This window comes from Streptomyces sp. NPDC048496 (assembly GCF_043200055.1).
GTDB lineage: Bacteria > Actinomycetota > Actinomycetes > Streptomycetales > Streptomycetaceae > Streptomyces.
Window position 1 is genome coordinate 43,201 of the sequence record NZ_JBICXB010000006.1, and the last position, 25,966, is coordinate 69,166.

The 25,966-nt window shown below is 70.7% G+C and carries 25 protein-coding genes and 1 pseudogene; 19 read left to right on the forward strand and 7 right to left on the reverse strand.

Annotated elements, in window-relative coordinates:
- Nucleotides 1–65: 65 nt before the first annotated feature.
- From ACGFSA_RS08780 to ACGFSA_RS08795, 4 genes are read left to right on the forward strand one after another with little or no spacing between them, the layout of a single operon-like run.
- A complete protein-coding gene (locus ACGFSA_RS08780) occupies nt 66–989 on the forward strand; it encodes an ABC transporter permease (protein WP_393301748.1) in 924 nt (307 codons plus the stop codon).
- On the forward strand, nt 982–1,956 hold the full coding sequence (locus tag ACGFSA_RS08785; RefSeq protein ID WP_393301751.1) for an ABC transporter permease: 975 nt from the start codon (nt 982–984) through the stop codon (nt 1,954–1,956). Before ACGFSA_RS08780 ends, ACGFSA_RS08785 begins: the two co-directional genes overlap by 8 nt.
- Before the next feature lie 13 nt (nt 1,957–1,969).
- Nucleotides 1,970–2,947: an ABC transporter ATP-binding protein gene (locus tag ACGFSA_RS08790; RefSeq protein WP_393301754.1), complete on the forward strand. Its 978-nt coding sequence runs from the start codon at nt 1,970–1,972 to the stop codon at nt 2,945–2,947.
- The gene (locus tag ACGFSA_RS08795; RefSeq protein WP_393301757.1) at nt 2,937–4,139 is read left to right on the forward strand and encodes a dipeptide ABC transporter ATP-binding protein; all 1,203 of its coding nucleotides are present in this window, start codon (nt 2,937–2,939) and stop codon (nt 4,137–4,139) included. Before ACGFSA_RS08790 ends, ACGFSA_RS08795 begins: the two co-directional genes overlap by 11 nt.
- 90 nt (nt 4,140–4,229) lie before the next feature.
- On the opposite strand, the gene ACGFSA_RS08800 is transcribed toward ACGFSA_RS08795, so the two are convergent.
- Nucleotides 4,230–6,362: an alpha/beta fold hydrolase gene (locus ACGFSA_RS08800; protein ID WP_393301760.1), complete on the reverse strand. Its 2,133-nt coding sequence runs from the start codon at nt 6,360–6,362 to the stop codon at nt 4,230–4,232.
- A gap of 204 nt (nt 6,363–6,566) precedes the next feature.
- On the opposite strand from ACGFSA_RS08800, the gene ACGFSA_RS08805 reads away from it, so the two are divergent.
- The 9 genes from ACGFSA_RS08805 (at nt 6,567) to ACGFSA_RS08845 (ending at nt 14,417) form a co-directional block, all read left to right on the forward strand.
- Entirely contained in the window at nt 6,567–6,761 is a 195-nt protein-coding gene (locus ACGFSA_RS08805) for a hypothetical protein (RefSeq protein WP_393301763.1), read from the forward strand.
- 115 nt (nt 6,762–6,876) lie between these two features.
- Nucleotides 6,877–7,815, forward strand: coding sequence for an N-acetyl-1-D-myo-inositol-2-amino-2-deoxy-alpha-D-glucopyranoside deacetylase (gene mshB / locus ACGFSA_RS08810; RefSeq protein ID WP_393301766.1), 939 nt, complete (start codon nt 6,877–6,879; stop codon nt 7,813–7,815).
- Nucleotides 7,812–8,258 carry a DUF6113 family protein gene (locus ACGFSA_RS08815; RefSeq protein WP_393301769.1) on the forward strand — a complete coding sequence of 149 codons (447 nt, stop codon included), beginning with the start codon at nt 7,812–7,814 and terminating at the stop codon, nt 8,256–8,258. The genes mshB and ACGFSA_RS08815 overlap by 4 nt, the downstream gene beginning before the upstream one ends.
- Nucleotides 8,259–8,432: 174 nt before the next feature.
- Complete coding sequence (locus tag ACGFSA_RS08820) at nt 8,433–10,547, forward strand: hypothetical protein (protein ID WP_393301772.1); 2,115 nt, start codon at nt 8,433–8,435, stop codon at nt 10,545–10,547.
- A 137-nt stretch (nt 10,548–10,684) separates the two neighbouring features.
- Nucleotides 10,685–11,623, forward strand: coding sequence for an ABC transporter ATP-binding protein (locus ACGFSA_RS08825; RefSeq protein ID WP_393301775.1), 939 nt, complete (start codon nt 10,685–10,687; stop codon nt 11,621–11,623).
- Nucleotides 11,617–12,372, forward strand: coding sequence for an ABC transporter permease (locus ACGFSA_RS08830; RefSeq protein ID WP_393301778.1), 756 nt, complete (start codon nt 11,617–11,619; stop codon nt 12,370–12,372). Before ACGFSA_RS08825 ends, ACGFSA_RS08830 begins: the two co-directional genes overlap by 7 nt.
- Nucleotides 12,369–13,547: a sensor histidine kinase gene (locus ACGFSA_RS08835; protein WP_393301781.1), complete on the forward strand. Its 1,179-nt coding sequence runs from the start codon at nt 12,369–12,371 to the stop codon at nt 13,545–13,547. Before ACGFSA_RS08830 ends, ACGFSA_RS08835 begins: the two co-directional genes overlap by 4 nt.
- Nucleotides 13,544–14,155 carry a response regulator transcription factor gene (locus tag ACGFSA_RS08840; protein WP_393301784.1) on the forward strand — a complete coding sequence of 204 codons (612 nt, stop codon included), beginning with the start codon at nt 13,544–13,546 and terminating at the stop codon, nt 14,153–14,155. The genes ACGFSA_RS08835 and ACGFSA_RS08840 overlap by 4 nt, the downstream gene beginning before the upstream one ends.
- Before the next feature lie 22 nt (nt 14,156–14,177).
- The gene (locus ACGFSA_RS08845; RefSeq protein WP_393301787.1) at nt 14,178–14,417 is read left to right on the forward strand and encodes a GNAT family N-acetyltransferase; all 240 of its coding nucleotides are present in this window, start codon (nt 14,178–14,180) and stop codon (nt 14,415–14,417) included.
- A 16-nt stretch (nt 14,418–14,433) separates the two neighbouring features.
- On the opposite strand, the gene ACGFSA_RS08850 is transcribed toward ACGFSA_RS08845, so the two are convergent.
- Together ACGFSA_RS08850 and ACGFSA_RS08855 are read right to left on the reverse strand one after the other, a co-directional pair.
- Nucleotides 14,434–15,183 carry a class F sortase gene (locus tag ACGFSA_RS08850; RefSeq protein WP_393301790.1) on the reverse strand — a complete coding sequence of 250 codons (750 nt, stop codon included), beginning with the start codon at nt 15,181–15,183 and terminating at the stop codon, nt 14,434–14,436.
- 151 nt (nt 15,184–15,334) lie between these two features.
- On the reverse strand, nt 15,335–16,474 hold the full coding sequence (locus tag ACGFSA_RS08855; protein WP_393301793.1) for a hypothetical protein: 1,140 nt from the start codon (nt 16,472–16,474) through the stop codon (nt 15,335–15,337).
- An 830-nt stretch (nt 16,475–17,304) separates the two neighbouring features.
- Here ACGFSA_RS08855 and ACGFSA_RS08860 point away from each other — a divergent pair.
- Both ACGFSA_RS08860 and ACGFSA_RS08865 read left to right on the forward strand, forming a co-directional pair.
- Nucleotides 17,305–18,069 (forward strand): aminotransferase class III-fold pyridoxal phosphate-dependent enzyme, encoded by a 765-nt coding sequence (locus ACGFSA_RS08860; protein WP_393301796.1) that lies wholly within the window; start codon nt 17,305–17,307, stop codon nt 18,067–18,069.
- A 5-nt stretch (nt 18,070–18,074) separates the two neighbouring features.
- Nucleotides 18,075–18,275, forward strand: a pseudogene (locus ACGFSA_RS08865) (hypothetical protein); the annotation flags it as partial.
- Between the two features lie 22 nt (nt 18,276–18,297).
- Here the strand turns inward: ACGFSA_RS08865 and ACGFSA_RS08870 are convergent.
- Together ACGFSA_RS08870 and ACGFSA_RS08875 are read right to left on the reverse strand one after the other, a co-directional pair.
- Entirely contained in the window at nt 18,298–19,134 is an 837-nt protein-coding gene (locus tag ACGFSA_RS08870) for a tetratricopeptide repeat protein (RefSeq protein ID WP_393301799.1), read from the reverse strand.
- Nucleotides 19,135–19,144: 10 nt separating this feature from the next.
- Nucleotides 19,145–20,146, reverse strand: a complete 1,002-nt coding sequence (locus tag ACGFSA_RS08875) for a GNAT family N-acetyltransferase (RefSeq protein WP_393301802.1) — start codon at nt 20,144–20,146, stop codon at nt 19,145–19,147.
- A 117-nt stretch (nt 20,147–20,263) separates the two neighbouring features.
- Between ACGFSA_RS08875 and fdxA the strand changes: the two genes are divergently transcribed.
- Together fdxA and dapC are read left to right on the forward strand one after the other, a co-directional pair.
- Nucleotides 20,264–20,584 carry a ferredoxin gene (gene fdxA / locus ACGFSA_RS08880; protein WP_037688837.1) on the forward strand — a complete coding sequence of 107 codons (321 nt, stop codon included), beginning with the start codon at nt 20,264–20,266 and terminating at the stop codon, nt 20,582–20,584.
- Nucleotides 20,585–20,734: 150 nt separating this feature from the next.
- Nucleotides 20,735–21,832, forward strand: a complete 1,098-nt coding sequence (gene dapC / locus ACGFSA_RS08885) for a succinyldiaminopimelate transaminase (RefSeq protein WP_393301806.1) — start codon at nt 20,735–20,737, stop codon at nt 21,830–21,832.
- A gap of 70 nt (nt 21,833–21,902) precedes the next feature.
- Here dapC and ACGFSA_RS08890 read toward each other — a convergent pair whose 3' ends face one another.
- Nucleotides 21,903–22,349 carry an ATP-binding protein gene (locus ACGFSA_RS08890; protein ID WP_393301809.1) on the reverse strand — a complete coding sequence of 149 codons (447 nt, stop codon included), beginning with the start codon at nt 22,347–22,349 and terminating at the stop codon, nt 21,903–21,905.
- Between the two features lie 341 nt (nt 22,350–22,690).
- Nucleotides 22,691–23,653 carry a hypothetical protein gene (locus ACGFSA_RS08895; protein ID WP_393301812.1) on the reverse strand — a complete coding sequence of 321 codons (963 nt, stop codon included), beginning with the start codon at nt 23,651–23,653 and terminating at the stop codon, nt 22,691–22,693.
- Nucleotides 23,654–23,820: 167 nt separating this feature from the next.
- On the opposite strand from ACGFSA_RS08895, the gene dapE reads away from it, so the two are divergent.
- Complete coding sequence (gene dapE / locus ACGFSA_RS08900) at nt 23,821–24,900, forward strand: succinyl-diaminopimelate desuccinylase (RefSeq protein ID WP_393301815.1); 1,080 nt, start codon at nt 23,821–23,823, stop codon at nt 24,898–24,900.
- A gap of 93 nt (nt 24,901–24,993) precedes the next feature.
- Nucleotides 24,994–25,752 (forward strand): TIGR00730 family Rossman fold protein, encoded by a 759-nt coding sequence (locus ACGFSA_RS08905; protein ID WP_366689967.1) that lies wholly within the window; start codon nt 24,994–24,996, stop codon nt 25,750–25,752.
- Nucleotides 25,753–25,966: the final 214 nt, after the last annotated feature.

Here is a 25,966-nt window from a genome sequence, read left to right on the forward strand (position 1 = left end):
ACCCCGCACCGGCCACCCGGCTTCCCCATCCCGAGCAACTGCCCCCGCGACCCCCGGAGCCCCTCATGGGACGTTATGTGATCCGGCGGCTGCTGCAGATGATCCCGGTCTTCTTCGGCACCACGCTGTTGATCTTCCTCATGGTGAACGTGATGGGTGACCCCATTGCGGGTCTCTGCGGCGAGCGCCAGTGCGATCCTGCGACCGCTGCCCGGCTCCGCACGGAATTCGGCCTCGATAAGCCGGTCTGGCAGCAGTACGTCACCTACATGGGCAATGTCTTCACCGGCGACTTCGGCACCGCGTTCAACGGCCAGAAGGTCACCGAGCTGATGGCCACCGCCTTCCCCATCACCCTCAGGCTCACCATCGTCGCGATCGTCTTCGAGATCGTCATCGGCATCAGCCTCGGCGTCGTCACCGGCCTGCGGCGCGGCCGGCCCGTCGACACCACCGTGCTGATCCTGACCCTCGTCGTGATCTCCGTCCCGACGTTCGTCACCGGTCTGCTGCTCCAGCTCCTCCTCGGTGTCCAGTGGGGCATCATCAAGCCGTCCGTCTCCCCGGAGGCACCGGTCAACGAGCTGCTCGTCCCCGGACTCGTTCTCGCCTCCGTCTCCCTGGCGTACGTCACCCGGCTCACCCGCACCTCGATCGCCGAGAACGCCCGCGCCGACTATGTCCGTACCGCCGTCGCGAAGGGTCTCCCCAGGCGCCGGGTCGTCGTCCGGCACCTGCTGCGCAACTCGCTGATCCCCGTCGTCACCTTCATCGGTACGGACGTGGGCGCCCTGATGGGAGGGGCGATCGTCACCGAGCGCATCTTCAACATCCACGGCGTCGGCTACCAGCTCTACCAGGGCATCCTGCGCCAGAACTCCCAGACCGTCGTCGGGTTCGTCACCATCCTGGTCCTCGTCTTCCTGGCGGCCAACCTGGTCGTCGACCTCCTGTACGCCGTGCTCGACCCGAGGATCCGCTATGCCTGAGCAGACGCCGGACGAAGCGATTTCCGCGGGAGGAGCGGGTGCGGGGATGGGCCTTGCCGTCGAAGAAGGGGAGACGCTGGAGAAGACCCCGGGCGGCCCCGAGGGGACCGGACCCGCGGAGAAGCCGCGCAGTCTCTGGTCGGACGCCTGGCGCGACCTGCGCCGCAACCCGGTCTTCATCATCTCCGCCCTGATCATCCTCTTCCTGGTGATCATCTCGATCTGGCCGTCGCTGATCGCGGACCAGGACCCCCTCAACTGCGATCTGGGCAAGGCCCAGGAGGGCTCCCAGCCCGGCCATCCGTTCGGCTTCGACGGACAGGGCTGCGACGTCTACACCCGTACCGTCTACGGAGCCAGGGCCTCGGTCACCGTCGGCGTCTGCGCCACCCTCGGGGTCTCGCTCCTCGGCGGCATCCTGGGCGGGCTGGCCGGCTTCTTCGGCGGCTGGTGGGACTCGGTCCTCTCCCGCATCACCGACGTCTTCTTCGGCATCCCGGTCGTCCTCGGCGGTCTGGTCTTCCTCTCCGTGGTGACCGGCTCCACCGTCTGGCCGGTGATCGGCTTCATCGTCCTGCTGGGCTGGCCGCAGATCGCCCGTATCGCCCGCGGCTCGGTCATCACCGCCAAACAGAACGACTACGTGCAGGCGGCCCGCGCGCTCGGCGCCTCCAACACCCGGATGATGCTCCGCCACATCACCCCGAATGCCATCGCCCCGGTCATCGTCGTCGCGACCATCGCCCTCGGTACGTACATCTCGCTGGAGGCGACCCTCTCGTACCTCGGTGTCGGACTGAAACCACCGGCGGTCTCCTGGGGCATCGACATCTCCGCAGCCTCCCCGTACATCCGCAACGCCCCGCACATGCTGCTCTGGCCCGCCGGGGCGCTGGCGATCACCGTGCTCGCGTTCATCATGCTCGGCGACGCGGTGCGCGACGCCCTCGACCCCAAGCTGCGCTGAGGAGCCCGCTGCGATGTTGCTCGAAGTGCGCGATCTGCACGTGGAGTTCCACACCCGGGACGGGGTGGCCAAGGCTGTCAACGGGGTCAACTACTCGGTGGCCGAGGGCGAGACGCTCGCCGTGCTCGGCGAGTCCGGCTCCGGCAAGTCGGTCACCGCGCAGGCGATCATGGGGATCCTCGACATGCCGCCCGGGAAGATCAGCGGCGGCGAGATCGTCTTCAAGGGCCGCGATCTGCTGAAACTGAAGGCGGAGGAGCGCCGGAAGGTCCGCGGTCAGCAGATGGCCATGATCTTCCAGGATGCCCTGTCCTCCCTCAACCCCGTGCTCAGCGTGGGGGAACAGCTCGGCGAGATGTTCGTGGTGCACCGAGGGGCGTCCCGCAAGGACGCCAGGCTGAAGGCCATCGAGCTGATGGACCGGGTCCGCATCCCCGCCGCGAAGGAACGGGTCGGGAACTACCCGCACCAGTTCTCCGGCGGCATGCGCCAGCGCATCATGATCGCCATGGCGCTGGCGCTGGAACCGGCGCTGATCATCGCTGACGAACCCACCACCGCCCTCGATGTGACCGTCCAGGCCCAGGTGATGGACCTCCTCGCCGAGCTCCAGCGCGAGCTCAAGATGGGCCTCATCCTGATCACCCACGACCTGGGCGTGGTCGCCGATGTCGCCGACTACATCGCCGTGATGTACGCGGGCCGGATCGTCGAGTCGGCCCCCGTCCACGAGATCTACAAGGCGCCCGCCCACCCGTACACCAAGGGCCTGCTCCGGTCGATTCCGCGGCTGGACCAGAAGGGCCAGGAGCTGTACGCCATCAAGGGGCTGCCGCCCAACCTGCTGCGCATCCCGCCCGGCTGCGCCTTCAACCCGCGCTGCCCGATGGCCCAGGAGATCTGCCGCGGCGAGGTGCCGCCGCTGTTCGAGGTGGCCGAACACCGCGAGAGCGCCTGCTACTTCTGGAAGGAGACGCTCGATGCGCGCTGAACAGGGGAGCATGCGCGCGGGCGGCGAACCCATTCTGGAGGTCATCGACCTCGTCAAGCACTACCCGCTGACCCAGGGCATCCTGATCAAGAAGCAGATCGGTGCGGTCAAGGCGGTCGACGGTGTCTCGTTCCAGCTGGCCGCGGGCGAGACCCTCGGCATCGTGGGGGAGTCCGGCTGCGGCAAGTCGACCGTCGCCAAGATGCTCGTCCATCTGGAACAGCCGACGTCCGGCGCGATCAAGTACAAGGGCGAGGACATCACGAAGCTGTCCGGGCGTGCGCTGAAGGCCGTGCGCCGCAACATCCAGATGGTGTTCCAGGACCCGTACACGTCGCTCAATCCGCGGATGACGGTCGGCGACATCATCGGGGAGCCGTACGAGATCCACCCCGAGGTCGCGCCCAGGGGCGAGCGGCGGCGCAAGGTGCAGGACCTGCTCGATGTCGTCGGCCTCAACCCGGAGTACATCAACCGCTATCCGCACCAGTTCTCCGGCGGCCAGCGCCAGCGCATCGGCATCGCCCGCGGGCTGGCCCTCAACCCCGAGATCATCGTCGCCGACGAACCGGTCTCGGCCCTCGACGTCTCCGTACAGGCCCAGGTCGTCAACCTGCTCGACCGGCTGCAGGCGGAGTTCAACCTGAGTTACGTCTTCATCGCGCACGACCTCTCGATCGTCCGGCACATCTCCGACCGGGTGGGCGTGATGTATCTGGGCAGGCTCACCGAGATCGGTACGGACGAGCAGATCTACGATCACCCCACGCACCCGTACACCCAGGCTCTGCTGTCCGCGGTGCCGGTGCCGGACCCGATGGCGCGCGAGTACCGCGAGCGGATCATCCTGCACGGCGACGTGCCGTCCCCGGCCAACCCGCCGTCCGGCTGCCGCTTCCGTACCCGCTGCTGGAAGGCGCGGGAGCGGTGCGAAGTGGAGGTGCCGCTGCTCGCGGTCCCGGCCGTCTTCCGCCTGACGGACACCGCGGCCGCACACGATTCGGCGTGCCATTTCGCGGAGGAGAAGCAGGTGGTGCCACCGGAGGAGCTGAGGGAGGCGCCGGAGGCGGAGCCGGTGGAGCCCGGGGCACCCCAGGAGCCGGGCGGGTCCGGCGAGCCGGCTGCGCCCGACGACGGCGCGGGCAAGGGCGACGGACCGGCACCCCCGTCCGGAGGCGCGCACGCCGACTGACCGCGGCCGGACCCGCCCGGCCGGCGGAAGGCGTCGGGGGTCTCCCTCCGGGCCTTCGAGCCCGGGGGAGACCGAGGACGGAGCGCCCGCCTACCTGTCCAGCCCCAGCGCCCGCTTCAGGAAGTCCACCTGCAACAGGAGCAGATTCTCCGCAACCTGCTCCTGCGGAGTCATGTGCGTGACCCCGCTCAGCGGCAGCACCTCATGCGGCCGCCCGGCCGAGAGCAGCGCCGACGACAGCCGCAGCGAGTGCGCGACCACCACGTTGTCGTCCGCCAGCCCGTGGATGATCATCATCGGCCGGACCTGGTCCGCAGCCTCGGACAGACCCTCGTCGGTGAGGAGCGAGTTGTACGCGTACACCTCGGGCTGCTCGGCCGGATCGCCGAGATAGCGCTCGGTGTAGTGCGTGTCGTACAGCCGCAGGTCCGTCACCGGCGCACCCACCACTGCCGCATGGAAGACGTCCGGCCGCCGGAGCGCGGCCATGGCCGCCAGGTATCCGCCGTACGACCAGCCGCGGATCGCCACCTTGGAGAGATCCAGCGGGAACCTTTCGGCGAGTGCGTGCAGCGCGTCCACCTGGTCGTCGAGGCTGAGGACGAAATTGTTCTTGACCGCCTTCTCCCAGCCGGGTGAGCGCCCCGGTGTGCCCCGGCCGTCCGCGACGACGACCGCGAAGCCCTGATCGGCGAACCACTGCGACGTCAGGTGCGGATTATGGGCGGCGAGGACCCGCCGCGCGTGCGGTCCACCATACGGATCCATCAGGACCGGAAGCGGACCATCCGACTCCTGATAGCCGGTGGGGAGCAGCACGGCGCACGGAATCCGCCGTGCGCCCCCCTCGGTGAACTGCACCCGGGCCGTCAGCACCGGCTCCTCCGCGTGGTTCGCGACCGTCGCGACCTGCTTGCCGCTCCGGAGCACCCGCACCTCCGTGCCGGGCCGCTCCGGCGACGCCGAGACCAGCACGGTCACCTCGCCCGCCCGGACCGCGGAGTGCACCCCCGCCCCCTCGGAGAGCCGCTCCACGCCCAGCTCATTGACCCGGTAGACATGGCTCTGCCCGATCTCCGGCTCCGCCGCGTCCTCGCCCGCCGAAGCCGACACCAGGACGTCCGACTCACCGATGTCCAGGACCGCCTGGATCTGCAACTGCGCCCCGGTCAGCGGCCGGTCGCCGACCGCGAGGACCCGAGCCCCGCCCTCGTCCGCGATCCGCACGAGCCGCCCGTCCGGCGCCCACGCCGGAACCCCGGGGAACAGGTCCAGCCACACCGGGTCCTCGTCGACGTGAACCGTCCGCGTCGCACCGCTCTCCGTGTCCACCGCGAGGAAGAGCTGACTGCGCTGGTCACGGGCCTGCACCAGGATCAGCGGGGCGCCGTCCGACGACCAGTGCACCTGCGCCAGATACGGATACCGGGCCCGGTCCCACACCACCTCGGTACGGGCCCCGTCCAGGTCCGTCACCAGAAGCCGTACCTCCGCGTTGGGCGTCCCCGCCGCCGGGTACGCGACCTCGGCGGGCCTGCGGTCGGGGTGCGCCGGGTCGGCGATCCACCACCGCTTCACCGCACTGTCGTCGACCCTTGCCACCAGCAGCCGGTCCGACTCCGGCGACCACCAGAAGCCGCGCGAGCGCTCCATCTCCTCGGCCGCGATGAACTCCGCGAGACCGTACGAGATGTGCGCGTCCTCCGGCTCCGCGAGCGCCCGGTCCCCGTCACCCTCCGCCCCCACGACGCGCAATGCGCCCTTCGACACGTACGCGACATGGCGCCCGTCGGGCGACGGACGCGGGTCCAGCACCGGGCCCGGTACCGGCAGCGCGCGGGCCGTCCCGGCCCTCAACTCGGCGACGTACACCTTCCCGGAGAGCGCGAACGCCGCCAACTCGGCTGCGGAGTCGACCGCATAGCCGACGATCCCCGCGGACCCCTCGCGGCTCCGCTCGCGCCGCGCCCGCTCCTGCGGGGACAGCTTCTCCGCCGAACCGCCCAGCAGCGCCTCCGGGTCGGCCACGACCCGCTCCTTCGGCGTGGAACCGTCCGCCAGGTCCAGCACCCACAGCCGGTTGGTGCGGTCCGTGCCGGAGGCCGACCGCAGGAAGATCACTCGCTCCCCGTCCGGTGAGACGGTGAACGCCCGCGGAGCACCGAGGGTGAACCGCTGTGTCCTGGCGTGCTGACGGGGAAACGAGAGCTTCTGCGAGGTCATACTCCCGAATTTTAGGGCCTGATCGGAGCGGGAACGACAGAACTGGGTACAGCGCCCGACCGTCCGGTCGTGCGCCCCTCGTGCTGCTGTGCCCCGATCAATGCCATGGCACGGATAGTTATGATCCGTAGCGCTTGGTGGGTATGAACCTGCTGGCTCCATGTGTGCTGCCCGTCCCGACCGTACTGATGGAGGTGAACCGCCGTGGCACTCTCGATTTCGGCGGTGGTGCTGCTGGCGATCGTCGTCTTCCTGCTGATCCGGAAAGCCGGACTGAAGGGCGGACATGCGGTGGTCTGCATGCTGCTCGGTTTCTATCTCGCGAGTTCGTCCATTGCGCCCACCATCTCGGAGCTGACCACGAATGTGGCCGGAATGATCGGCGACATCAAGTTCTGATCCGGGGCCCCTTCGGATCATGCCGGGCTCGCGGGGCCCGGCAGGCGCAGCTGCGACGGGCCCCGGCCCCCTCCGTGGTCGGCCCGCAGGGCAGTCGGCTCGTAGGGTGGGTCCCATGACGGACCTTCCCGCCCGTCGTCTGCTCCTGGTGCATGCGCACCCCGACGACGAGTCGATCAACAACGGCGCCACCATGGCCCTGTACGCAGCCCGGGGCGCCCGGGTCACTCTGGTGACCTGCACGCGCGGCGAGGAGGGCGAGGTCATCCCGCCCGGACTCGCCCATCTCACGGCCGACCGGGACGACACCCTGGGCGACCACCGCATCGGTGAACTCGCTGCCGCGATGAAGGAGCTCGGGGTCACCGACCACCGTTTCCTCGGCGGACCCGGACGGTTCCGGGACTCCGGAATGATGGGTGCCGAGCAGAATCACCGCCCCGGCGCCTTCTGGAACACGGACGTGGACGAGGCCGCCGGGTACCTCGTGGAGGTGATCCGCTCGGTACGTCCGCAGGTCCTCGTCACGTACGACCCCGACGGCGGGTACGGGCACCCCGACCACATCCAGGCGCACCGCGTCGCGATGCGCGCCGCGGACCTGGCAGCCGACCCCGCGTACCGCGGCGGACCAGGTGCCCCGCACGCCATCGACAAAATCTACTGGAACCGGGTGCCGCGCTCCGTCGCCGAACAGGCCTTCGCGCGGCTGCGCTCGACGGCCCCCGACGCCTTCCCGGGGATCGCCGCGATCGACGACGTACCGGGTGTGGTGAACGACACCCGGATCACCACGGAGATCGACGGTGCCGCCCACGCGGCGGCCAAGACGGCGGCGATGCGGGCACACCGCACCCAGATCGCCGTGGACGGCCCGTTCTTCGCCCTCTCGAACGATCTGGGTCAGCCCGTCTTCACCACCGAGTACTACGAGTTGGTACGCGGAACGTCCGGAGCGCCCGCGGGTGCACGGGAACACGATCTCTTCGCAGGCGTACCGGGCGCATCGGGTGCGGAGGACGTGCCAGGGGCTGAGTCGGGAGCACGGTCATGAGCAGCGGCAAGCAGCGCCGGCCCCGCACCGACACCCCGCCCCGGGAGCCCGCGCCCACCGGTCTCGCCGCACCCCTGAACCCGGGCCGCATCGGGGCCTACCTGGGCCTCGCGGTCCTCGGCGCGCTCGTCGGGCTCGCGGGAGCGTTGGTCCAAGCCGCCTGGTTCCCGGCCGGTTTGCTGCTCGCGCTGGTGGCCTGCGCCGGACTGTTCTACGGGGGTCGCCTGCTCACCGGGACCCAGATCGGCGCCCTCGCGCCCGCCGCGGGCTGGCTGGTTTCGGTCATTGTTGTGCTCGGTGGACGGCCGGAGGGCGACTACGTCTTCGGAGACGAACTGGGGCTCACCCTCTTCACGCTGGGAGGGATGGCCGTCGCTGTGATGTGTGCCACCATGTCGCGGTCGCCCCAACAGGGCGCCGACAACGGCCGACCTGGCAAGTAATGTGCCACGTCCGATCCCGTAATGCTCCCTGTCCGTCCGGGAGGCGCACCGTCGTTTCCCCGGTCGCGGAGTTTCTGTCGGTGGCGGCCAGTATGGTGGTTCGCGCGCCGAGCCGTCCCCTGGCCTGCGGCATGGGGGAAGTACGGGCGGCGGAGCCAATCGGGAGAACCTGCTTTGAGTCGTGAAACTGACAGTTCGTCCACCGGCCCCAAGGGGCGCGGGGGAGCCGCGTATCCCTCGGGTACGCCGCCGTACGGATCACGCCAGTATCCGTCGCTGCACCCTTCGCAGGACGCCCCGGAGGAGACCCCGGAGCCTGCGGATACGCCTCAGTCCGAAGAGCCGAGGACCGAGACGACGCTGACGACGCGTATCCGGATCAACATCCCCGGCTCGCGGCCCATCCCGCCGGTCGTGATGCGTACGCCGATGAGCGACGCCGACGCGGACGCCACGCGTGAGCGCACGGGCAGCACGCCGCGCCCGGGAGCACCCGTGTCCGGCGGTGCGCCCGGTGCGTCGAGCGGGCCGGGCGCGTCGGGTGGACCGGCCACCGACGCGAGAGACGGCTCCGCGAGCGCGGAGCCGAGCGCCGAGAAGCCGGCCAAGGAGAAGAGCGGCAGCGACTGGTTCGCCCCCCGCAAGGCACCGACGAACACCTCGGTGGTCGACACCGCGGCCGGCAATGCCGCCGCTGCCGGATCCGCCGGTGCGGGCGGGGGTGCCGGGTCCGGTGCTCCCACCCCGCCGCGCGCCGATCTGCCGTACTTCTCGGACGGCCCGCAGCGCACCGGCGACCAGGGCGCACCCCGCCCAGGCGACGACTCCGCGGTCCCGGGCGGGCCGCGCGCCACGCCGAATCCCGGCGTGCGTACGCCGGGCCCGTCCGGCCCGACGACCGGCCCGGTCACCGGCACCTCGTCCCTGACTCCCCGCCTCGGCGGACCGGACGGCCCCGGCCCCGGTTCCGGCCCGGCAGGTCCGGGTGCAGGCCAGGCGCGTCCCGGCGGACCGTCCGCTCCCGGCGCCCCCGGTGGCGTACCCCCGCGGATGTCCGACGACACGGCCGTCCTCACACCGCAGTTCGCACGGCCCGGCCCCGGCGGCCATGTCTCGGGGGATACGCTCAACAGCGGTATCCCTGTCGTCCCGCCGGAGCACCGCTCGGCGTCCGCCCCGTCCCCGTTCTCGAACGCGGGCGGCCCGGGGGGTCCCGGTCCGCGCGCCGACCTGTCGCCCCGGATCCCGAACGACCCGATGGGCAGCGGACCGGCAGGACCGGGCGGCCCCGCCGCCCAGGCGACCGCCCCCGCCCGCCCTGCCCCGGCCCCCGCGAAGAAGAAGGGCCGCTCGAAGCCGGTCCTGCTCGGCGCGGGCGTCGTTGTCCTGGCCGGTTTCGCCTACGGCGCGGGGCTGTTGATGAACCACTCCGAGGTCCCCAAGGGCACCACCGTCCTCGGCGTCGACATCGGCGGCGGCACGAAGGAGCAGGCTGTCGCCAAGCTGGACGCGGCTCTCGGCGAGCGCGCCAAGACCCCTCTCCAGCTCTCCGTCGACGGCAAGAACGAGAAGCTCGCCCCGGAGAAGGCCGGTCTCGCGCTGGACAGCGTGGAGACCGTGCGCGGCGCCGCCGGCAGCGACTACAACCCGGTCTCGGTGATCGGCTCCCTCTTCGGCGCCGAGCGCAAGGCCGACCCGGTGATCCCGGTCGACGAGGAGAAGCTCGGGGTCGCGCTGACGGACCTGGCGGGCGTGTCCGGTTCCGCCAACGACGGCACGATCAAGTTCGAGCCGGGCAAGGCCGTCGCGGTCCCCGGCAAGGCGGGCAAGACGCTGGACGTCAACAGGTCGATGATCTCGGTACGGGACGCGTACCGCGCCCAGGTGCAGACGGGCAAGGCGGCCACGGTCCAACTGCCGGTCACCACTCGCCAGCCCACCATCGCGCAGGCCGAACTGGACCGGGCGATGAAGGACTTCGCGCAACCCGCGATGTCCGGCCTCATCACGATCAAGGCAGGGCCCAAGCAGATCCAGTTCGGACCGGCGAGGTCGCTGCCGCAGATCCTCTCCATGAAGGCGGTCGGCGGCCGGCTGGTCGAGGTCTACGACAAGGCCGCGATCGACACCCTCTGTGACGGCGTCTTCGACGGCATCATGATCACCAAGGGTGACGGCAAGAAGCACCAGCTCAGTGCGGACGACGTGGCACACGCCATGCAGACCGCGCTGCTCGGCAAAACCTCCACCGAGCGCACCGTCACCATCGCCCTCGACGGCAACGGATAGCACCACCGAAGCACGGATCCCATGACGCCGTCCCCCGTTCCGGGGGCGGCGTCATGCGTGGGGCATGACATCTGTCATCCCCGATCCACGACGCGTGACCCTGCCGGGCGGACACCCCGCCCCGCCAGGCTGGACGCATGACAACGACAGCCACCGAAGTCACCACCGCGCACGCCGCGGTGGTCAGCTTCGACCAGGTCAGCAAGGCGTACGGAGACGTACGCGCCGTCGACGGGCTCACCCTCGACCTGCACCCCGGCGAGACCGTGGCGCTCCTCGGCCCCAACGGCGCCGGCAAGTCCTCCGCTCTCGACCTGCTCCTCGGCCTGCGCACCGCGGACTCCGGCACGGTCCGGCTCTTCGGCGTGTCCCCGCAGGAGGCGATCGCCAAGGGCCGGGTCGGCGCGATGCTGCAGACCGGCGGCCTGATGGAGGACGTCACCGTCGAGGAGATCGTCCGGCTCGTCTGCGATCTGCACCCGCGGCCGTACCCGGTCGGCGACGTGCTGGCCCGCGCGGGCATCGCGTCGATCGCCGACCGGATGGTCAACAAGCTCTCCGGCGGCCAGGAGCAGCGCGTACGGTTCGCGCTCGCCACCGCCGGGGCCCATGACCTGATCGTCCTCGACGAGCCGACCACCGGCATGGACGTCACCGCCCGCCAGGCGTTCTGGGCCACCATGCGGGAACAGGCCGAGCAGGGCCGTACCGTTCTGTTCGCCACCCACTACCTCGAAGAGGCCGACGCGATCGCCGACCGCGTCCTCGTCCTCCACAAGGGCCGGCTCCTCGCCGACGGCACCGCCGCCGAGATCAAGGCGAAGGCCGGAGCCCGCCGGATCTCGTTCGAACTGGAGGGCGCGGTCGACGAATCGGCCCTGCGCGGCCTGCCGTTCCTTTCCGCGCTCGACATCAGCGGCAACCGGGTCCGTATCCAGTCGCACAACGCCGACGCGACCGTTCACGCGGTCTACGCACTCGGCCTCTACCCGCGCGAACTCGAAGTCGCAGGACTCGGCCTGGAGCAGGCCTTCGTCGCCATCACCGAGGCCGAGGAGGCCAGGACCGCATGCTGAATTTCTTCTCGTGGGCGCTCATCAAACTCGAAGTGACCCGCACCCTGCGGAACAAGAAGTTCATGTTCTTCTCGATCATCTATCCGTCCTTCATCTACCTGCTGATCTCCGGCACCCGGAACACCACCGACAAGGTCCCGCACAGCGATCTGACCCTGCAGGCGTTCTTCATGGTCTCGATGGCCTCCTTCGGTGCGCTGACCGCCGTCCTCATGGGCAACAGTGAGCGCATCGCCAAGGAGCGCGAGAAGGGCTGGGTCCGCCAGCTGCGCCTCACCCCGTTGCCCAGCCGCGGCTACGTCCTGGCGAAGATCGCCAGTGCCGCGATGGTCACCCTGCCGTGCATCGTGGTCGTGTTCCTGGTCGCCGCCGTCGTCAAGCACGTACGGATGGAGACCTGGCAGTGGTTCGCACTGACCGGGGTCATCTGGGCCGGATCGCTGGTCTTTGCCGCGCTCGGGGTCGCCATCGGCTACATCGCCAGCGGGGACGCGGTCCGCCCGATCACCATGATCATCTATTTCGGTCTGTCGGTCCTCGGCGGCCTGTGGATGCCGAGCGCGACCTTCCCGCAGTGGCTCCAGAACATCTCCGAGTGGCTGCCCACCCACGCGTACGCTGCACTCGGCCAGGCGGTCGAGATGGGCGGCTCGCCGCACGCCAAGGACGTCGCCATCCTCTGCGTCTACTTCCTGCTCTTCGCGGGCGGCGCGGCCTGGCTCTACCGGAAGGACACCCTGAAGGCGTGAACGACGACGAGACGTTCGTGGGTATTGGGCGCCCGCCGGCCAACCGCCGTCAGGTGGGCGTCAAGCTGCTCTGGATCGGCATCTGGCTCGCGTTCATGAGTGCCCCGGTCAAGGACATCATCGACGGCAACCACACCTCGTGGGCCGCCGCGCTGGGCGCCCTCGGCCTGCTGGTCTTCGTCGGGACGTACCTGGTCCTGGTCTTCCGCCACACCTCGAAGGTGCTGGACCGCCGCCGGGTCGGGGCGACGATCGCCTTCCTCGGCGCCCTGGCGGCCGTCCTCTCCCTGACGCTGGGCACCCCGTGGCTGGTCCTCTTCGTGTACGTCTCCGTCACCGTCGGGGCCACCCTGCCCCTGCGGACCGCCGGCCGGCTGATTCCCGTCGTCACCGCCGTACTCGTCGGCATCGGCCTGACCGGCGACCACCCGCGTGATGTCATCACCGCCCTGGTCTTCCCCGCCCTGCTCGGCGGGTTCGCCATGACCGGCGTACGGCAGATGATCCGCACGACGATAGAGCTGCGCGAGGCCCGCGCCACCGTCGCCCAGCTCGCCGCCAACGAGGAGCGGCTGCGGCTCGCCCGCGATCTGCACGACCTGCTCGGCCACTCCCTCTCCCTGATCACGCTCAAGAGCGAGCTGGCGGGGCGGATGCTCCCCGACCGCCCCGACCAGGCGGCGCTTCAGGTCGCCGACATCGAACAGGTCAGCCGCCAGGCGCTGGTGGACGTCCGCAGTGCGGTCACCGGCTACCGGCGGCCCACCCTCCCCGGCGAACTGGCAGGGGCGCGTACGGCACTCGCCGCCGCGGGCATCATCGCCGACATCCCGGCGGACGCCCCCGCCGAGCTCCCCGAGAAACCGGAGGAGGTCCTCGCCTGGGCGCTGCGGGAAGCCGTCACCAATGTCGTACGCCACAGCGGCGCCCGCCGCTGCGCGGTCACGCTCACCCCCCGGCAGACGCTCGACGGCCGGGTCCTCGAACTCACGGTGGCGGACGACGGCCGGGGCGGCTCCGGAACGAAGCCGGGCAACGGCCTCACCGGCATCAGCGAACGACTCGCCACCATCGACGGCACGCTGGCCACCCGGGCCACCAGCTCCGATTCCGGTAAAGGCTTCACCCTCACCCTCAGTGTTCCGCTCGGATCCGCCCTAGGATCCGGTGAATGAGCATGATCAGACTCCTCCTTGCCGAGGACCAGTCCATGGTGCGCGAGGCCCTCGCGGCGCTGCTCGGCCTGGAACCCGACATCGAGGTGGTGGCCCAGGTCGCCCGCGGTGACGAGGTCCTCGCGGCGGCCCGGGAGAATGCCGTCGATGTCGCCCTCCTCGACATCGAGATGCCGGGCATGACCGGCATCGAAGCGGCGGGCGTGCTGCGCCGGGAGCTCCCGGCCGTGAAGGTCGTCGTCGTCACGACCTTCGGCCGCCCCGGCTATCTGCGCCGGGCGATGGAGTCGGGCGCGGACGCGTTCCTGGTGAAGGACGCCCCGGCGTCCCAACTCGCGGAAGCCGTACGGAAGGTGCTCGCCGGCGAACGCGTCATCGATCCGACCCTGGCGGCCGCCGCGCTTGCCGACGGCGCGAGCCCACTGACCGAGCGCGAACGCGACGTGCTGTGCACGGCGGCCGACGGTTCCACCAATGCGGAGATCGCCACAGCCCTCCATCTCTCGCAGGGCACGGTCCGCAACTACCTGTCCACGGCGATCCAGAAGACGGCGGCACGCAACCGGGCGGAAGCGGTGCGCATCGCGAGCGAGAAGGGCTGGCTGTAGCGTCCGCCCCGGGATCTCCGAGGTGTGGGTGCGGGCCGACCGGCGTCACGAGGGGTGGGGCGCCGGACTGGTGCGCGCCGCCGAGGACGAGGCTCTGGCGCGTGGCTGCACCTCCGTGATCGTCTCGTCGATGTCCTTCCAGGCGCCCGGTTTCTACCGCCGACAGGGCTACCTGGAGACCGGGAGCGGCGGTGGGCTCCCGGGCAGCCACACCCGCCATCACTTCTTCAAGGAGTTGGAACGGACGGAGAACGCCGGCTAGGTCCTGTCCCGGTGTTTCAGGCGCGCGTCTCCTTGTCGAGATGGGCGAACACCACCACGTTGTCCTTGTAGTCCTTGGCCTTCCTGTCGTAGTTGCCGCCGCACGTGATCAGGCGGAGCTGGGCGGACGGGGTGTCGGCGTACACCCGTTTGTCGGGGAAGTTCGCCTTGCTGAAGGTCTCCACCGAGTCGACCTTGAACGAGGCGACGCCGCCGTCCGCCCGCGTGATGTCGACCGTGGCGCCCGGTTTCAGGAACCGGAGCTGCAGGAACACCGCAGGGCCGGTCGTCGTATCGACGTGACCTGCGACGATGGACGCGCCGGGCTCACCCGGCGTCGCGCCGTCCTTGAACCAGCCCACCAGGTTCTTGTCGTTGGGGGGCGGGGCGTTGAGCTGTCCGGTCGGGCCGATGGACAGGCGGGTGAAGGGGGCGTCGACGGCGATCGTCGGGATCCGGAGCCGCTTCGGCTCGGAGCGGGGCATGGACAGCCCCTGGCGGGAAGCGGAGGCCGAGGGGGCGCCGGGGGTCGAGGGGGCGGCTGCCGGGGGGGCGGCTGCCGGGGCTCCGGGAACGCCGGGCCCGGGGACGGCGGGTGCGAGCACCGCCGGGGTGGTCAACGGCTTGTTGTCGTCCGAGATGCCGAGGGAGTTGTAGATCAGGAGCAGGCCCAGCCCTGTCGCTGCTGCGGGCCAGAGCAGGGCGCGGCCGATGGCGGGGGAGCCAGGCCGGGAGGGGGTGGAATCGGGCGACTGCGGGGCGGCCATGGGAGCGTGCCTTTCTTCTGTCCTTCTTCTGTGTGGCATCAGTCAGTTGGTGCTCGGTCAGCCGGCGGAACCGGGGAAACGCAGCCGCCGCGACCGCCGCCCCGGGGGACGGCGACCGCGACAGCTGCGCGAGATCAGCGGTTCAGTTCGTTCAGGCCACCGCGCCGCCCGTGGTCTGACGGCGGCGCACCTTGTACGCACCGACGCCGAGCCCACCGATGAGCAACGCCGAACCGGCAGCCAGACCGCCACCGGTCACCGCGGTCCCGCCGCCACCGGTGTGGACGCCACCGCGGGGCTTGTCGCCCTTGCTGCCGTGGCCCCAGCCGCCCTTGTCGCCGTGGCCGCCTTGCTCGCCCTTGCCGCCCGAGCCGCCCTCGTCGCCGCCGGAGCTGCCCTCGTCGCCGACGGAGCCTCCTTCGTCGCTGCCGCCCTCGTCGCCGCCGGAGTCGTTGCCGGGCTGCCACTCCTTGGCCACCGTCATGGCCATGGCGCCGCCACCGGTGTGGACGCCGCCGCGGGGCTTGTCGCCCTTGCCGCCGTGGTTGCCCTTCTCGCCCCAGCCGCCCTTCTCGCCGTGGTCGCCCTTCTCGCCCTTCTCGCCCTTGCCGCCCCAGCCGCCCTTCTCGCCCTTCTCGCCCTTGCCGCCCTTCTCGCCGTGGTCGCCCTTCTCGCCCTTGCCGCCCTTCTCGCCGTGGTCGCCCTTTTCGCCCTCGTCGCCGTGGTCGCCCTTGTCGCCGTCGGTCCAGTCGCCGTCGCCCCAGGCGGCCTCGTCGCCACCTTCGTCGCTGCCGCCCTCGTCGCCGCCGGAGTCGTTGCCGGGCTGCCACTCCTTGGCCACCGTCATGGCCATGGCGCCACCTCCGGTGTGGACGCCGCCGCGGGGCTTGTCGCCTTGGCCCCAGCCGCCCTTTTCGCCCTTGCTGCCGTGGTGGCCCTTGTCGCCCTTGTCGCCCCAGCCGCCCTTCTCGCCCTTGTCGCCGTGGTGACCCTTTTCGCCCTCGTCGTCGTCGCCCTTGTCGCCCTTCTCGCCCTCGTCGTCGTGGTCGCCCTTCTCGCCCTTCTCGCCGTGGCCACCCTTGTGGCCGTGGTGGCCCTTTTCGCCGCGGTCGTCGCCGCGGTCGCCGTGCTCATCGCCGCGGTCGTCGCCGCGGTCGCCGTGCTCATCGCTGCTGGAGGAGGAACCGCCGTCCCAGCCATCGGTCAAGGTGATGGCATGGGCAGCGGGACTCGTGATGGCGAGGACCGCGGTGATCGCGGCCGAAGCGAACAGTGTGCGGGCAGAGCGCATCTGAACACATTCCTTTCGACGCGACTGCGATGAGTGACGGGCTGTCGACTCAAAGTGACGCAGTTGCGACGTGATCCACCGTTAACCGGAATGCGACTTGGCGCCATCGGGAAACTGTGCATTGGAGCTACGCCGTGAGCCCTTCGGGTGGCGAATTACCGATAATCACCCATCGGACTGCATATCGTGGCGTAATCAGGTTTGGCGCCGCAGGCACACCCGTTTGCTGACACTTCCTCATGGTGACGCGCCGTGCGATCGGGGCGGCGAGACCCTCGCGGTCGGCTCCAACCTGCTTGCAGCGACGGCTGGTTGGCGATGTCCTGTACGCAGGTGATCGCCCGGGGGGTGCCCTCCGCGTCACTCAAGAGGCCCTGCGGGGCCAGTGCGAGAAGCGGCGCGCGTGGCAGGCAGGAGAGATCGGGAGACCTCCGGACCTGCGCGGCTCCCGTTCCGACCCGATGTGGTGCACTCGCCGGGCTCGACCACGGGGAGTGCGTACGCGCCGCGGACGTCGCCCGTGCGACGAGGCTGCCGCACAACAGGGCCGCCCCTGTCTTCCGGCGCGAGATCTCGCTGCGCTCGCCCGGCGGTCCGGCGAGGCCACCCGTCACCTCGCCGAACGGCTGGGCGGACATCGCCGAGGTGCTGGCGGGGACCGGTCCCGACTGTGCCGTACGTGCCGACCTGGACGCACTGCCGGGGCTGCTCGGCGAGGTCGATTCGGCCGCCGCGCAGGAACGCACCGAGGCGCAGGACGTCGCCGACGTACAGCGCATGCTCGCCGGTGACGCCGACGTGCGGGCCGCGCTCGACGCGCTGTGGCCGCCGTGTTCGACAGCCGGGAGTCGGCCGTCCGCTCGTACGCGCGGTCCTTCCCCGCCACCTTCGAGACCGCGCACCGGGAGTTCCTGGTCGGCGCCGAGGGCGCCAGGTATCTCGACTTCCTGGCCGGGGCGGGCGCGCTGAACTACGGCCACAACCCCGAGTTCGCCAAGCGCGCCCTGGTCGACTACATCGAGCGCGACGGGCTGACCCACGCCCTCGACCTGGCGACCACCGCCAAACAGGACTTCCTGGAGGCCTTCCAGACGCACATCCTGGCGCCGCGCGGGCTCGACCACCGAGTGCAGTTCTGCAGCCCCTCCGGTACCAACGCGGTGGAAGCGGCGCTGAAGGTCGCCCGGCTCGTCACCGGGCGGACCAACATTGTCGCCTTCGGCGGCGGCTTCCACGGGGTCAGCACGGGCGCGCTCGCCGCCGTGGGCTCGGACTTCTACAAGCAGGGGCTCTACGCCACCCTGCCCAGGACGACCCACATCCCCTTCCCCGACTCCCCGATGGGGCCCTTCGACTCCCTCGATCTGCTCGACCGGCTGGTCCAGGACACCAGTTCCGGCGTGGAGAAGCCGGCCGCCGTCATCGTGGAGACCGTGCAGTGCGAGGGCGGGGTGTACGTCGCCCCGACCGAGTTCCTCGTCGGCCTGCGGAACTGGTGCGACACCCATGGGGTGCTGCTGATCGTCGACGACATCCAGGTCGGCTGCGGCCGCACCGGCACGTTCTTCTCCGTGGCCGGGCACCCGACAGGGTGATCCACATGCGTGATTTCGGGGCGGGTTTCGGTTACCTGATGCGCGGTCAGAAGTGGGTGGGCGGGCACGGGCGGTGGTCCGGCTTCGGACTGCTGCCAGGGCTCGTGACGCTCGCGCTGTACGCGGGTGTGCCCATCGGCCTCGGCTACGGCGCCGACGACCTGACGGCCTGGGCCACCCCCTTCGCCGGCCCCCGCTCCTTCCCCCATTCCCCTACTGCCGGTCGGTCTAATTCAGCAAGGCCCGCGCTGCCCGGGCCCGCCCCCGAACCATCTCCGCCGCCGTCGGCTCCACCGCTTCCACCAGTTCCGCGTACTCCTCCATCTCCTCCGCCCCGCGAAGGAACTCCCCGCTCTGTACGAGCAACTGCGCCCGCTCGTAGCGCAGCCGCGCCGGATGCGAGGGCAGCAGCAGTGACAGGTCCACCGCCCACAGCGCCACTCGCGTGCACTCCGGGCGGACCGCCGCCCACGCCCTGATGTTGTTCAGGATCCGCAGCACGATCTCCAGCGGCCGGGCCGGCACCAGCATCGACGGCTCGAGTGGTGCCCCGGTCGCCCCCGTCACCAGAAGCTGCGCGTCCTGGCCGGTCATCGGCCTGCCGCCGGCGAACGGGTCGGCCAGCACCTGTTCCGCCGGATCACCGAACCCGACGACGAAATGACCCGGCAGCGCCACCCCGTACACCGGAGCGCCCGCCCGCCGCGCCACCTCGATCCACACCACCGAGAGCAGGATCGGCAGCCCGCGCCGGCGCCGCAGCACCTCGTGCAGCAGCGAGGACTGCAGCCGCTGGTAGTCCGTCGATGAGCCCTCGAACCCGCACCGTTCGCCGAGCAGTTCGGCCAGCGCCGAGGCCCAGGCGCGCCCGCCCCGTACCCCGTACGGAAGCAGTCCCGCCAGCCGGTCCAGTTCGATCTGCGCAGCGTCGATCCCGTTCGCGTCCAGTGCCGGGTCGGCCTCCGCGGCCAGCAGCAGGCAGAGCAGCGCGAGGTCAGGGCGTTCGGCGCGGGCCTCCTCGGCGAACTGCCGGCGTGGGTTGAGCCCTGGGTTCATGGGGGACATGCTCCTGCCCCTACGCGGACCGGAAGTGGTGGTACAGGTGATGGGTCACGAAACCCATGCCGTCGTACAGCGCATGTGCCTCCTCATTGTCCGCCTCCACCTGCAGCCACGCCGCCGACGCGCCCTCGTCCAGCGCCTGCCGGGCCAGTGCGGTCATGACGGCGGAGGCCAGGCCCCGCCGCCGGTACGCGGCGTCGACTTCGACGGCCATGAAGCCCGCCCAGCGCCCGTCCACGACACATCGCCCGATCGCGGCAGGCGCCTCGCCCTCCGCGTCACCCGGCACGGTCGCGAACCACACCGAGGGCCCGCTGCCCAGCACCTTCAGTACATGCGGGCCCGGAGTGTCGAAGCGCTGGTACCGGGAGAGCCACGCCTCGTCGATCTCCCGGCTCAGCCGCACCCGCGCAACGTCCGCGTCCAGATCGCCGATCGGTGCCAGAGCCGCGATCCGCACCTGCGCCGTGACCTCGCGCCGCCACCCGTGCTCCTCCAGCTCCGCGCACAGACTCTCCTGTGTGCCCTCCGCGCCCGTCGCGGTCTGGATGTACGCGGGCAGCCCGCGGGCCTCGTACCAGCGCTCCACCCGCGCGAGCGCCTCGTCGAGCGGCACCCCCGGGTCGCCGAGCGGCAGTACGGAGTTGGCGCGCCGGGTGAACCCCTCCGCCGCGCGTAGCTGCCAGTTGCCGAGCGGTTCGCTCTCCACCGGCTGCCAGGCGCGGGCACAGACGTGGGCGAGTTCGGCGAACGTGGCCGACGGACCCCGGCGTCGGGCCGGCGCGGAGGGGACGACCTTGCCCGCCACCAGCGAGGATTCCGCGATGTGGACGGATTCACCGCTCTTCGGTGTGATCGACAGCACATGATTCTTCCAGGATGTGAGAACCCCGACGGTGTCGGTGAACCTCCAGCCCGCCGCGCCGTCCTCCGAACGACGTCGGACTGATACCCGTTTGCCCACGTCAGCCGGGGTAATCCGGACCTCAGCCTGTCCGCCGATGGTGAATTCCACAGCTCTCTCCGCCCCTCCTGTTCGGTTCGTGCCCCGGAACGGAGATACTAGGCGTGGGCATCGACGACGCCGCGCTCCCGCGCGAGAGCCAACGCCCTACCGAGGAGGAACGACAGCGTGACCTACGTCATCGCGCAGCCTTGTGTCGACGTAAAGGACAAGGCCTGCATCGAAGAGTGCCCCGTCGACTGCATCTACGAGGGCCAGCGGTCCTTGTACATCCACCCGGACGAATGCGTCGACTGTGGAGCCTGTGAGCCGGTCTGCCCGGTCGAGGCGATCTTCTACGAGGACGACACCCCGGAGGAGTGGAAGGACTACTACAAGGCGAACGTCGAGTTCTTCGACGACCTCGGTTCGCCGGGTGGTGCCTCCAAGCTGGGTCTGATCGAGCGCGACCACCCGTTCATCGCAGCGTTGCCGCCGCAGAACCAGTAACCAGCGGCCAGCACGTGCGCCGCCCCGGTCCCGTACGGCTCGTCACCGTGCGGGACCGAGGTGTTTTCCGGTCCGGGCCGCAGCCAGACCCGGCGCCGCACGAACCACCCGAACCATCCTCGTCACCCTCGTACGAGAAAGCAGAGAGCCGTGTCCGCAGCAGTCTCCTCCCGCCTCCCGGTCTTCCCCTGGGACAAGCTCGCGCCCTACAAGTCGACCGCTGCGGCCCACCCGGACGGCATCGTCGATCTTTCCGTCGGCACGCCCGTCGACCCGGTTCCGGAGCTGATCCAGCAGGCGCTCGTCGCCGCCGCGGACAGCCCCGGCTATCCGACGGTGTGGGGGACGACCGAACTCCGCGACGCCCTTACCGGCTGGGTGGAGCGGAGGCTCGGCGCGGTCTCCGTGGCGCACGAGAACGTGCTGCCGGTCGTCGGCTCCAAGGAACTCGTCGCCTGGCTGCCGACCCAGCTCGGCCTCGGCGCAGGCGACAAGGTGGCGTACCCGCGGCTCGCCTACCCGACGTACGAGGTGGGCGCCCGGCTCTGTGGCGCCGAGCCGGTCGTCTACGACGACCCCACCGAGCTCGACCCGGCCGGACTCGAGCTGCTCTGGCTGAACTCGCCGTCCAACCCCACCGGCCGGGTCCTGTCCAAGGACGAGCTGATCCGGATCGTGGCCTGGGCGCGCGAGCACGACGTGCTGGTCTTCAGCGACGAGTGCTACCTGGAGCTCGGCTGGGAGGCCGAACCGGTCTCCGTGCTCCACCCCGATGTCTGCGGCGGCACGTACGAGGGCATCGTCGCCGTCCACTCGCTCTCCAAGCGCTCCAACCTCGCCGGATACCGCGCGGCGTTCATCGCGGGCGACGCGGCCGTCCTCGGCGAACTGCTGCTGATCCGCAAGCACAGCGGGATGATGACGCCCGCCCCGGTCCAGGCCGCCACCGTCGCGGCGCTCGGAGACGACACGCACGTGGCCGAGCAGCGGACCCGGTACGCGGACCGGCGTACCGCGCTGCGGGCGGCGCTGGAGGCCCACGGCTTCCGGGTCGAGCACAGCGAGGCGAGCCTCTACCTGTGGGCGACCCGCGACGAACCCTGCTGGGACACCGTGGCGTACCTTGCCGAGCTCGGCATCCTGGTGGCGCCGGGCGATTTCTACGGACCGGCGGGCGACCACTTCGTGCGGGTGGCGTTCACGGCGACGGACGAACGTGTGGCAGCCGCGGTCAAGCGGCTGTCCTGACCCGTACCGGACAGGCGCGAGGGCCTCGGGAGTACACACTCCCGAGGCCCTCTTGCGTGTCCGGTACGGGTCAGCCGATCGGCAGGCCCTGGGTGGGCAGGCCCTGCGTCGTCGGCAGACCGCCACCGGCGAGACCGCCGGTCGGCAGACTGCCCTTGGTCGCCGCACCGGTGGCCCCGCCGACCAGCTCACCGGTGTTGCCCGCAGCCTCACCGGTGACCTTCTGCGCGGCGGGGGCGGCCTTGCTGCCCGTGCTGCCGACGGTCTTGCGCGCGGCCGGGACGGCCGTCCCGACGATCTTGCCGCCGGTGGCCCCCGCGACCTTGGTGCCCTGCTCGGACGCGCCGCCGAGGGTCTTGCCGAGGCCGGCACCGTCGACGGTCGTCAGGCCGCCGAGCTCCGGGGCCTGCGGGAGCTCCGCGGCACCTGCGGCGCCGGCCGCACCGACCACGGGGGCTGCACCCGCCGCGATCAGCAGCGCGGCACGGGCGATCCGACGGGTCAGGGGGAGGGACATGATGCTCCTTCGACGGGATGTGGAATCTGTCTGTCCGTTGATCGGACGCAGTGACAACCGTCGTGGGGGCGGGGGAGGTTGCGGTGGACCGAAGTAAAGAGTCGGTAACGCGTCACATAATCCACAACGGAGGAACCCAGGCAAACATTGCATTCCCCAAACGCCGGACGGGCCACCACTTCCCTTTTGCTGCAAGGGAATCGGCGCATGAAGTGGAGAGCTTCGGAGGCGTGTGGTGACGGCAGTTTCCGGACGGGCTGGATGGCCCCTACGAGGGATCCTTCGTACTGGTGTCCCTCGCGGCAAGCTTTGCCCCGTCGTAGACATCGCCGGTCACGGCACTAGCGAACGAGCTGTATGCGGACCTGCGTGGTGCCTGATTCCTCGCGGTCCGTCCGCCAGCCCGACCCGCTTCTCCACACCCGGCCCGCGTACGCGACCTCGTCGATGCCCAGCGATTCGGCCTGCGCCACCGCCCAGTGCGCGAGCTCCCAGCCGCGCTGCGCCCTGCCGCCGTCCCCGGTGGTCCGCGCCGCCTTCACCGGCACCGAGACCGTGCCCGCCGCCGCCGCAGCCGCAGCCGCAGCCGCCGCCCCGCCCGACGCCCCGCCGCCCGCCTGCCCCGAGGGGGGCAGCACACCCTTGCCGAAGGCCCGTACCAGCGCCGACCGCACCTGTCCCGCATCGGCGGGCCCCGCTGCCGTCTGCGTCGGCGTGCAGGTCAGCGCGGCGGGCGTACGGCCGGTCAGCGCGGCGGACAGCAGCGCGGCATCCGGCTCGTGCTTCGCGTACGCCTGCGGGAAACCACTGCGCTGCACCCGCTGCGCGGCGACCGTCAGCGGCAGCCGCGAGTAACCGGGGACCTCGGCCAGATGCTGGTAGAACATCCCGGCCGAGTAGACCGGGTCCAGGATCTGCTCCTCGGTGCCCCAGCCCTGCGAGGGGCGCTGCTGGAACAGTCCCAGCGAGTCCCGGTCGCCATGCGAGATATTGCGCAGCCCGGACTCCTGCAACGCCGTCGCCAGTGCGATCGTCACCGCACGCTCGGGCATCCCGCGCGTGGTGCCCACCGCGGAGATCGTCGCGGCGTTCGCGGCCTGCTCCGGGCTCAGCCGGTACGTACGTCCCCGGCCCGCCGAGCCGTCGGCGGACTGCACGGTGCACCGCTCGGCGCCCTTGTTGCCCGAGATGTACTGAATGGTCAGATAGCCGGCCAGGGCCACGAGCACGACGAAGGCCGCTGCGATACGCAAGAGGCGGCTGCGGCCGGTGTGTCGGCGGGCGGAGGAGGGGGTCCGGGGCACGCGCCCACCGTACTGGAGGGCCCGGCCGGGGCCGAGGGCGAAGTCCCTCAAGGGCTTTCCTGTCGGATCACGCCGGGCTCGCGGGGTCCCCGATCCGGTCCGGTCCGAAAGGAAAGCCCCGGGCCCGCCCGGCGGATCAGGGCCGGACAGGCCTTAGGGTCGGGGCCATGCCCGAAAGCACCCTTGACCTCACCCTGGACGGCCCGGCCCTCACCGCCCGCCTCGTCGACTTCCCGTCGGTCAGCGGGGACGAGAAGGAGCTGGCCGACGCGATCGAGACGGCCCTGCGCACGCTCCCGCACCTGACCGTCGACCGGCACGGCAACAACGTCGTGGCCCGGACGAACCTCGGCCGCGACGAGCGCGTCGTACTCGCCGGACACATCGACACCGTGCCGATCGCCGACAACGTCCCGTCCCGGCTCGACGAGAACGGCGTGCTCTGGGGCTGTGGCACCTCCGACATGAAGTCGGGCGTCGCCGTCCAGCTGCGGATCGCCGCGACCGTACCCGAGCCCAACCGCGACCTCACCTTCGTCTTCTACGACAACGAAGAGGTCGCCGCGCATCTCAACGGGCTCGGCCATGTCGCAGACGCCCACCCCGACTGGCTGGCGGGCGACTTTGCCGTCCTCCTCGAAGGGTCCGACGCCCAGGTCGAGGGCGGCTGCCAGGGCACCCTGCGGGTCTTCCTCCGTACGGAAGGGGAGCGGGCGCACTCCGCGCGCAGCTGGATGGGGTCCAACGCCATCCACGGCGCCGCTCCGATCCTCACCCGTCTCGCCGCCTACGAACCGCGCCGGCCGGTCATCGACGGGCTGGAGTACCGCGAGGGCCTGAACGCCGTCCGCATCGAGGCCGGCGTCGCCAACAACGTCATCCCGGACGCCTGCACCGTCGTCGTCAACTACCGGTACGCCCCCGACCGCAGCCCCGAGGACGCCCTCGCCCACGTCCACGAGGTCTTCGCGGACTGCGGCGTCGTCGAGTTCACCGTCGACGACCACTCCGGCGCGGCGATGCCCGGCCTCTCCCACCCGGCGGCCAAGGCGTTCGTGGAGGCCGTCGGCGGTACCGCGAAGCCGAAGTTCGGCTGGACGGACGTCTCCCGCTTCGGCGCGCTGGGCGTCCCCGCCGTGAACTACGGGCCCGGTGACCCGGTCCTCGCGCACAAGCGCAACGAGCACGTGGCGGTCGACCGGATCACCCACTGCGAGGACCGGCTCCGCTCCTGGCTCACCAGCTGACCCACGGCATTCCCCTGCCCGTAACCTCGATGGATCTACCCTGACCTGACACAGCACGTCGTCATGGCGTCACGTCGTCGGAGGGAGCAGGTCATGGGCAACCCCGAAGAAGCTCACGTCCCCGAGGAGCAGCGGCTCGGTCCGGTACTGCGCCGCAGAGAACAGGTACAGCCCGGCACCACCGATCAGCGGCTGCTGGACTCCGAGGGCGATTCCGAGTGGGTGCACACCGATCCCTGGCGGGTGATGCGCATCCAGTCGGAGTTCGTCGAGGGCTTCGGCGCGCTGGCTGAGCTGCCGAGCGCGATCAGTGTCTTCGGCTCGGCCCGCAGCCCGGCCGACGGCCCGGACTACGAGGCGGGCGTACAGATCGGCAAGGCGCTGGTCGAGGCCGGTTTCGCGGTGATCACCGGGGGCGGTCCCGGAGCGATGGAGGCGGCGAACAAGGGGGCGCGGGAGGCGAAGGGCATCTCGGTCGGCCTCGGTATCGAGCTGCCCTTCGAGTCCGGGCTCAATCCGCACGTCGACATCGGCGTGAACTTCCGCTACTTCTTCGTCCGCAAGACGATGTTCGTGAAGTACGCGCAGGGCTTCGTCGTCCTGCCCGGCGGCCTCGGCACACTCGACGAGCTCTTCGAGGCGCTCACCCTCGTCCAGACGGGCAAGGTGACCCGCTTCCCGATCGTGCTCTTCGGCACCGCGTACTGGGGCGGCCTGGTGGACTGGCTGCGGAACACGGTGGTGGCGCAGGGAAAGGCGTCCGAGAGGGATCTGCTGCTGTTCCACGTCACGGACGACGTGCACGAGGCGGTCGACCTGGTCACGAAGGAAGTCGGCCACTGGCCACGGTGAGCCCCTCCGGCGACTGACGGCCTCCCCCGCGACAAGGAGTGGGCTCCCGGCGTCATGCGACTCCTCCCCCGAGCTCTCGGCTTCGCTCGAGCAGGGAGGGGCCCCCTTCGGCGTTGTCGTCAGTCACCGACTCGCCCACAGCCTTAAGGGCGTGGGAGGTACCCCCTCCGCGTCGACTCCGTCCTCCGCCTTGCCGTCGAAGCCGCATGACGCC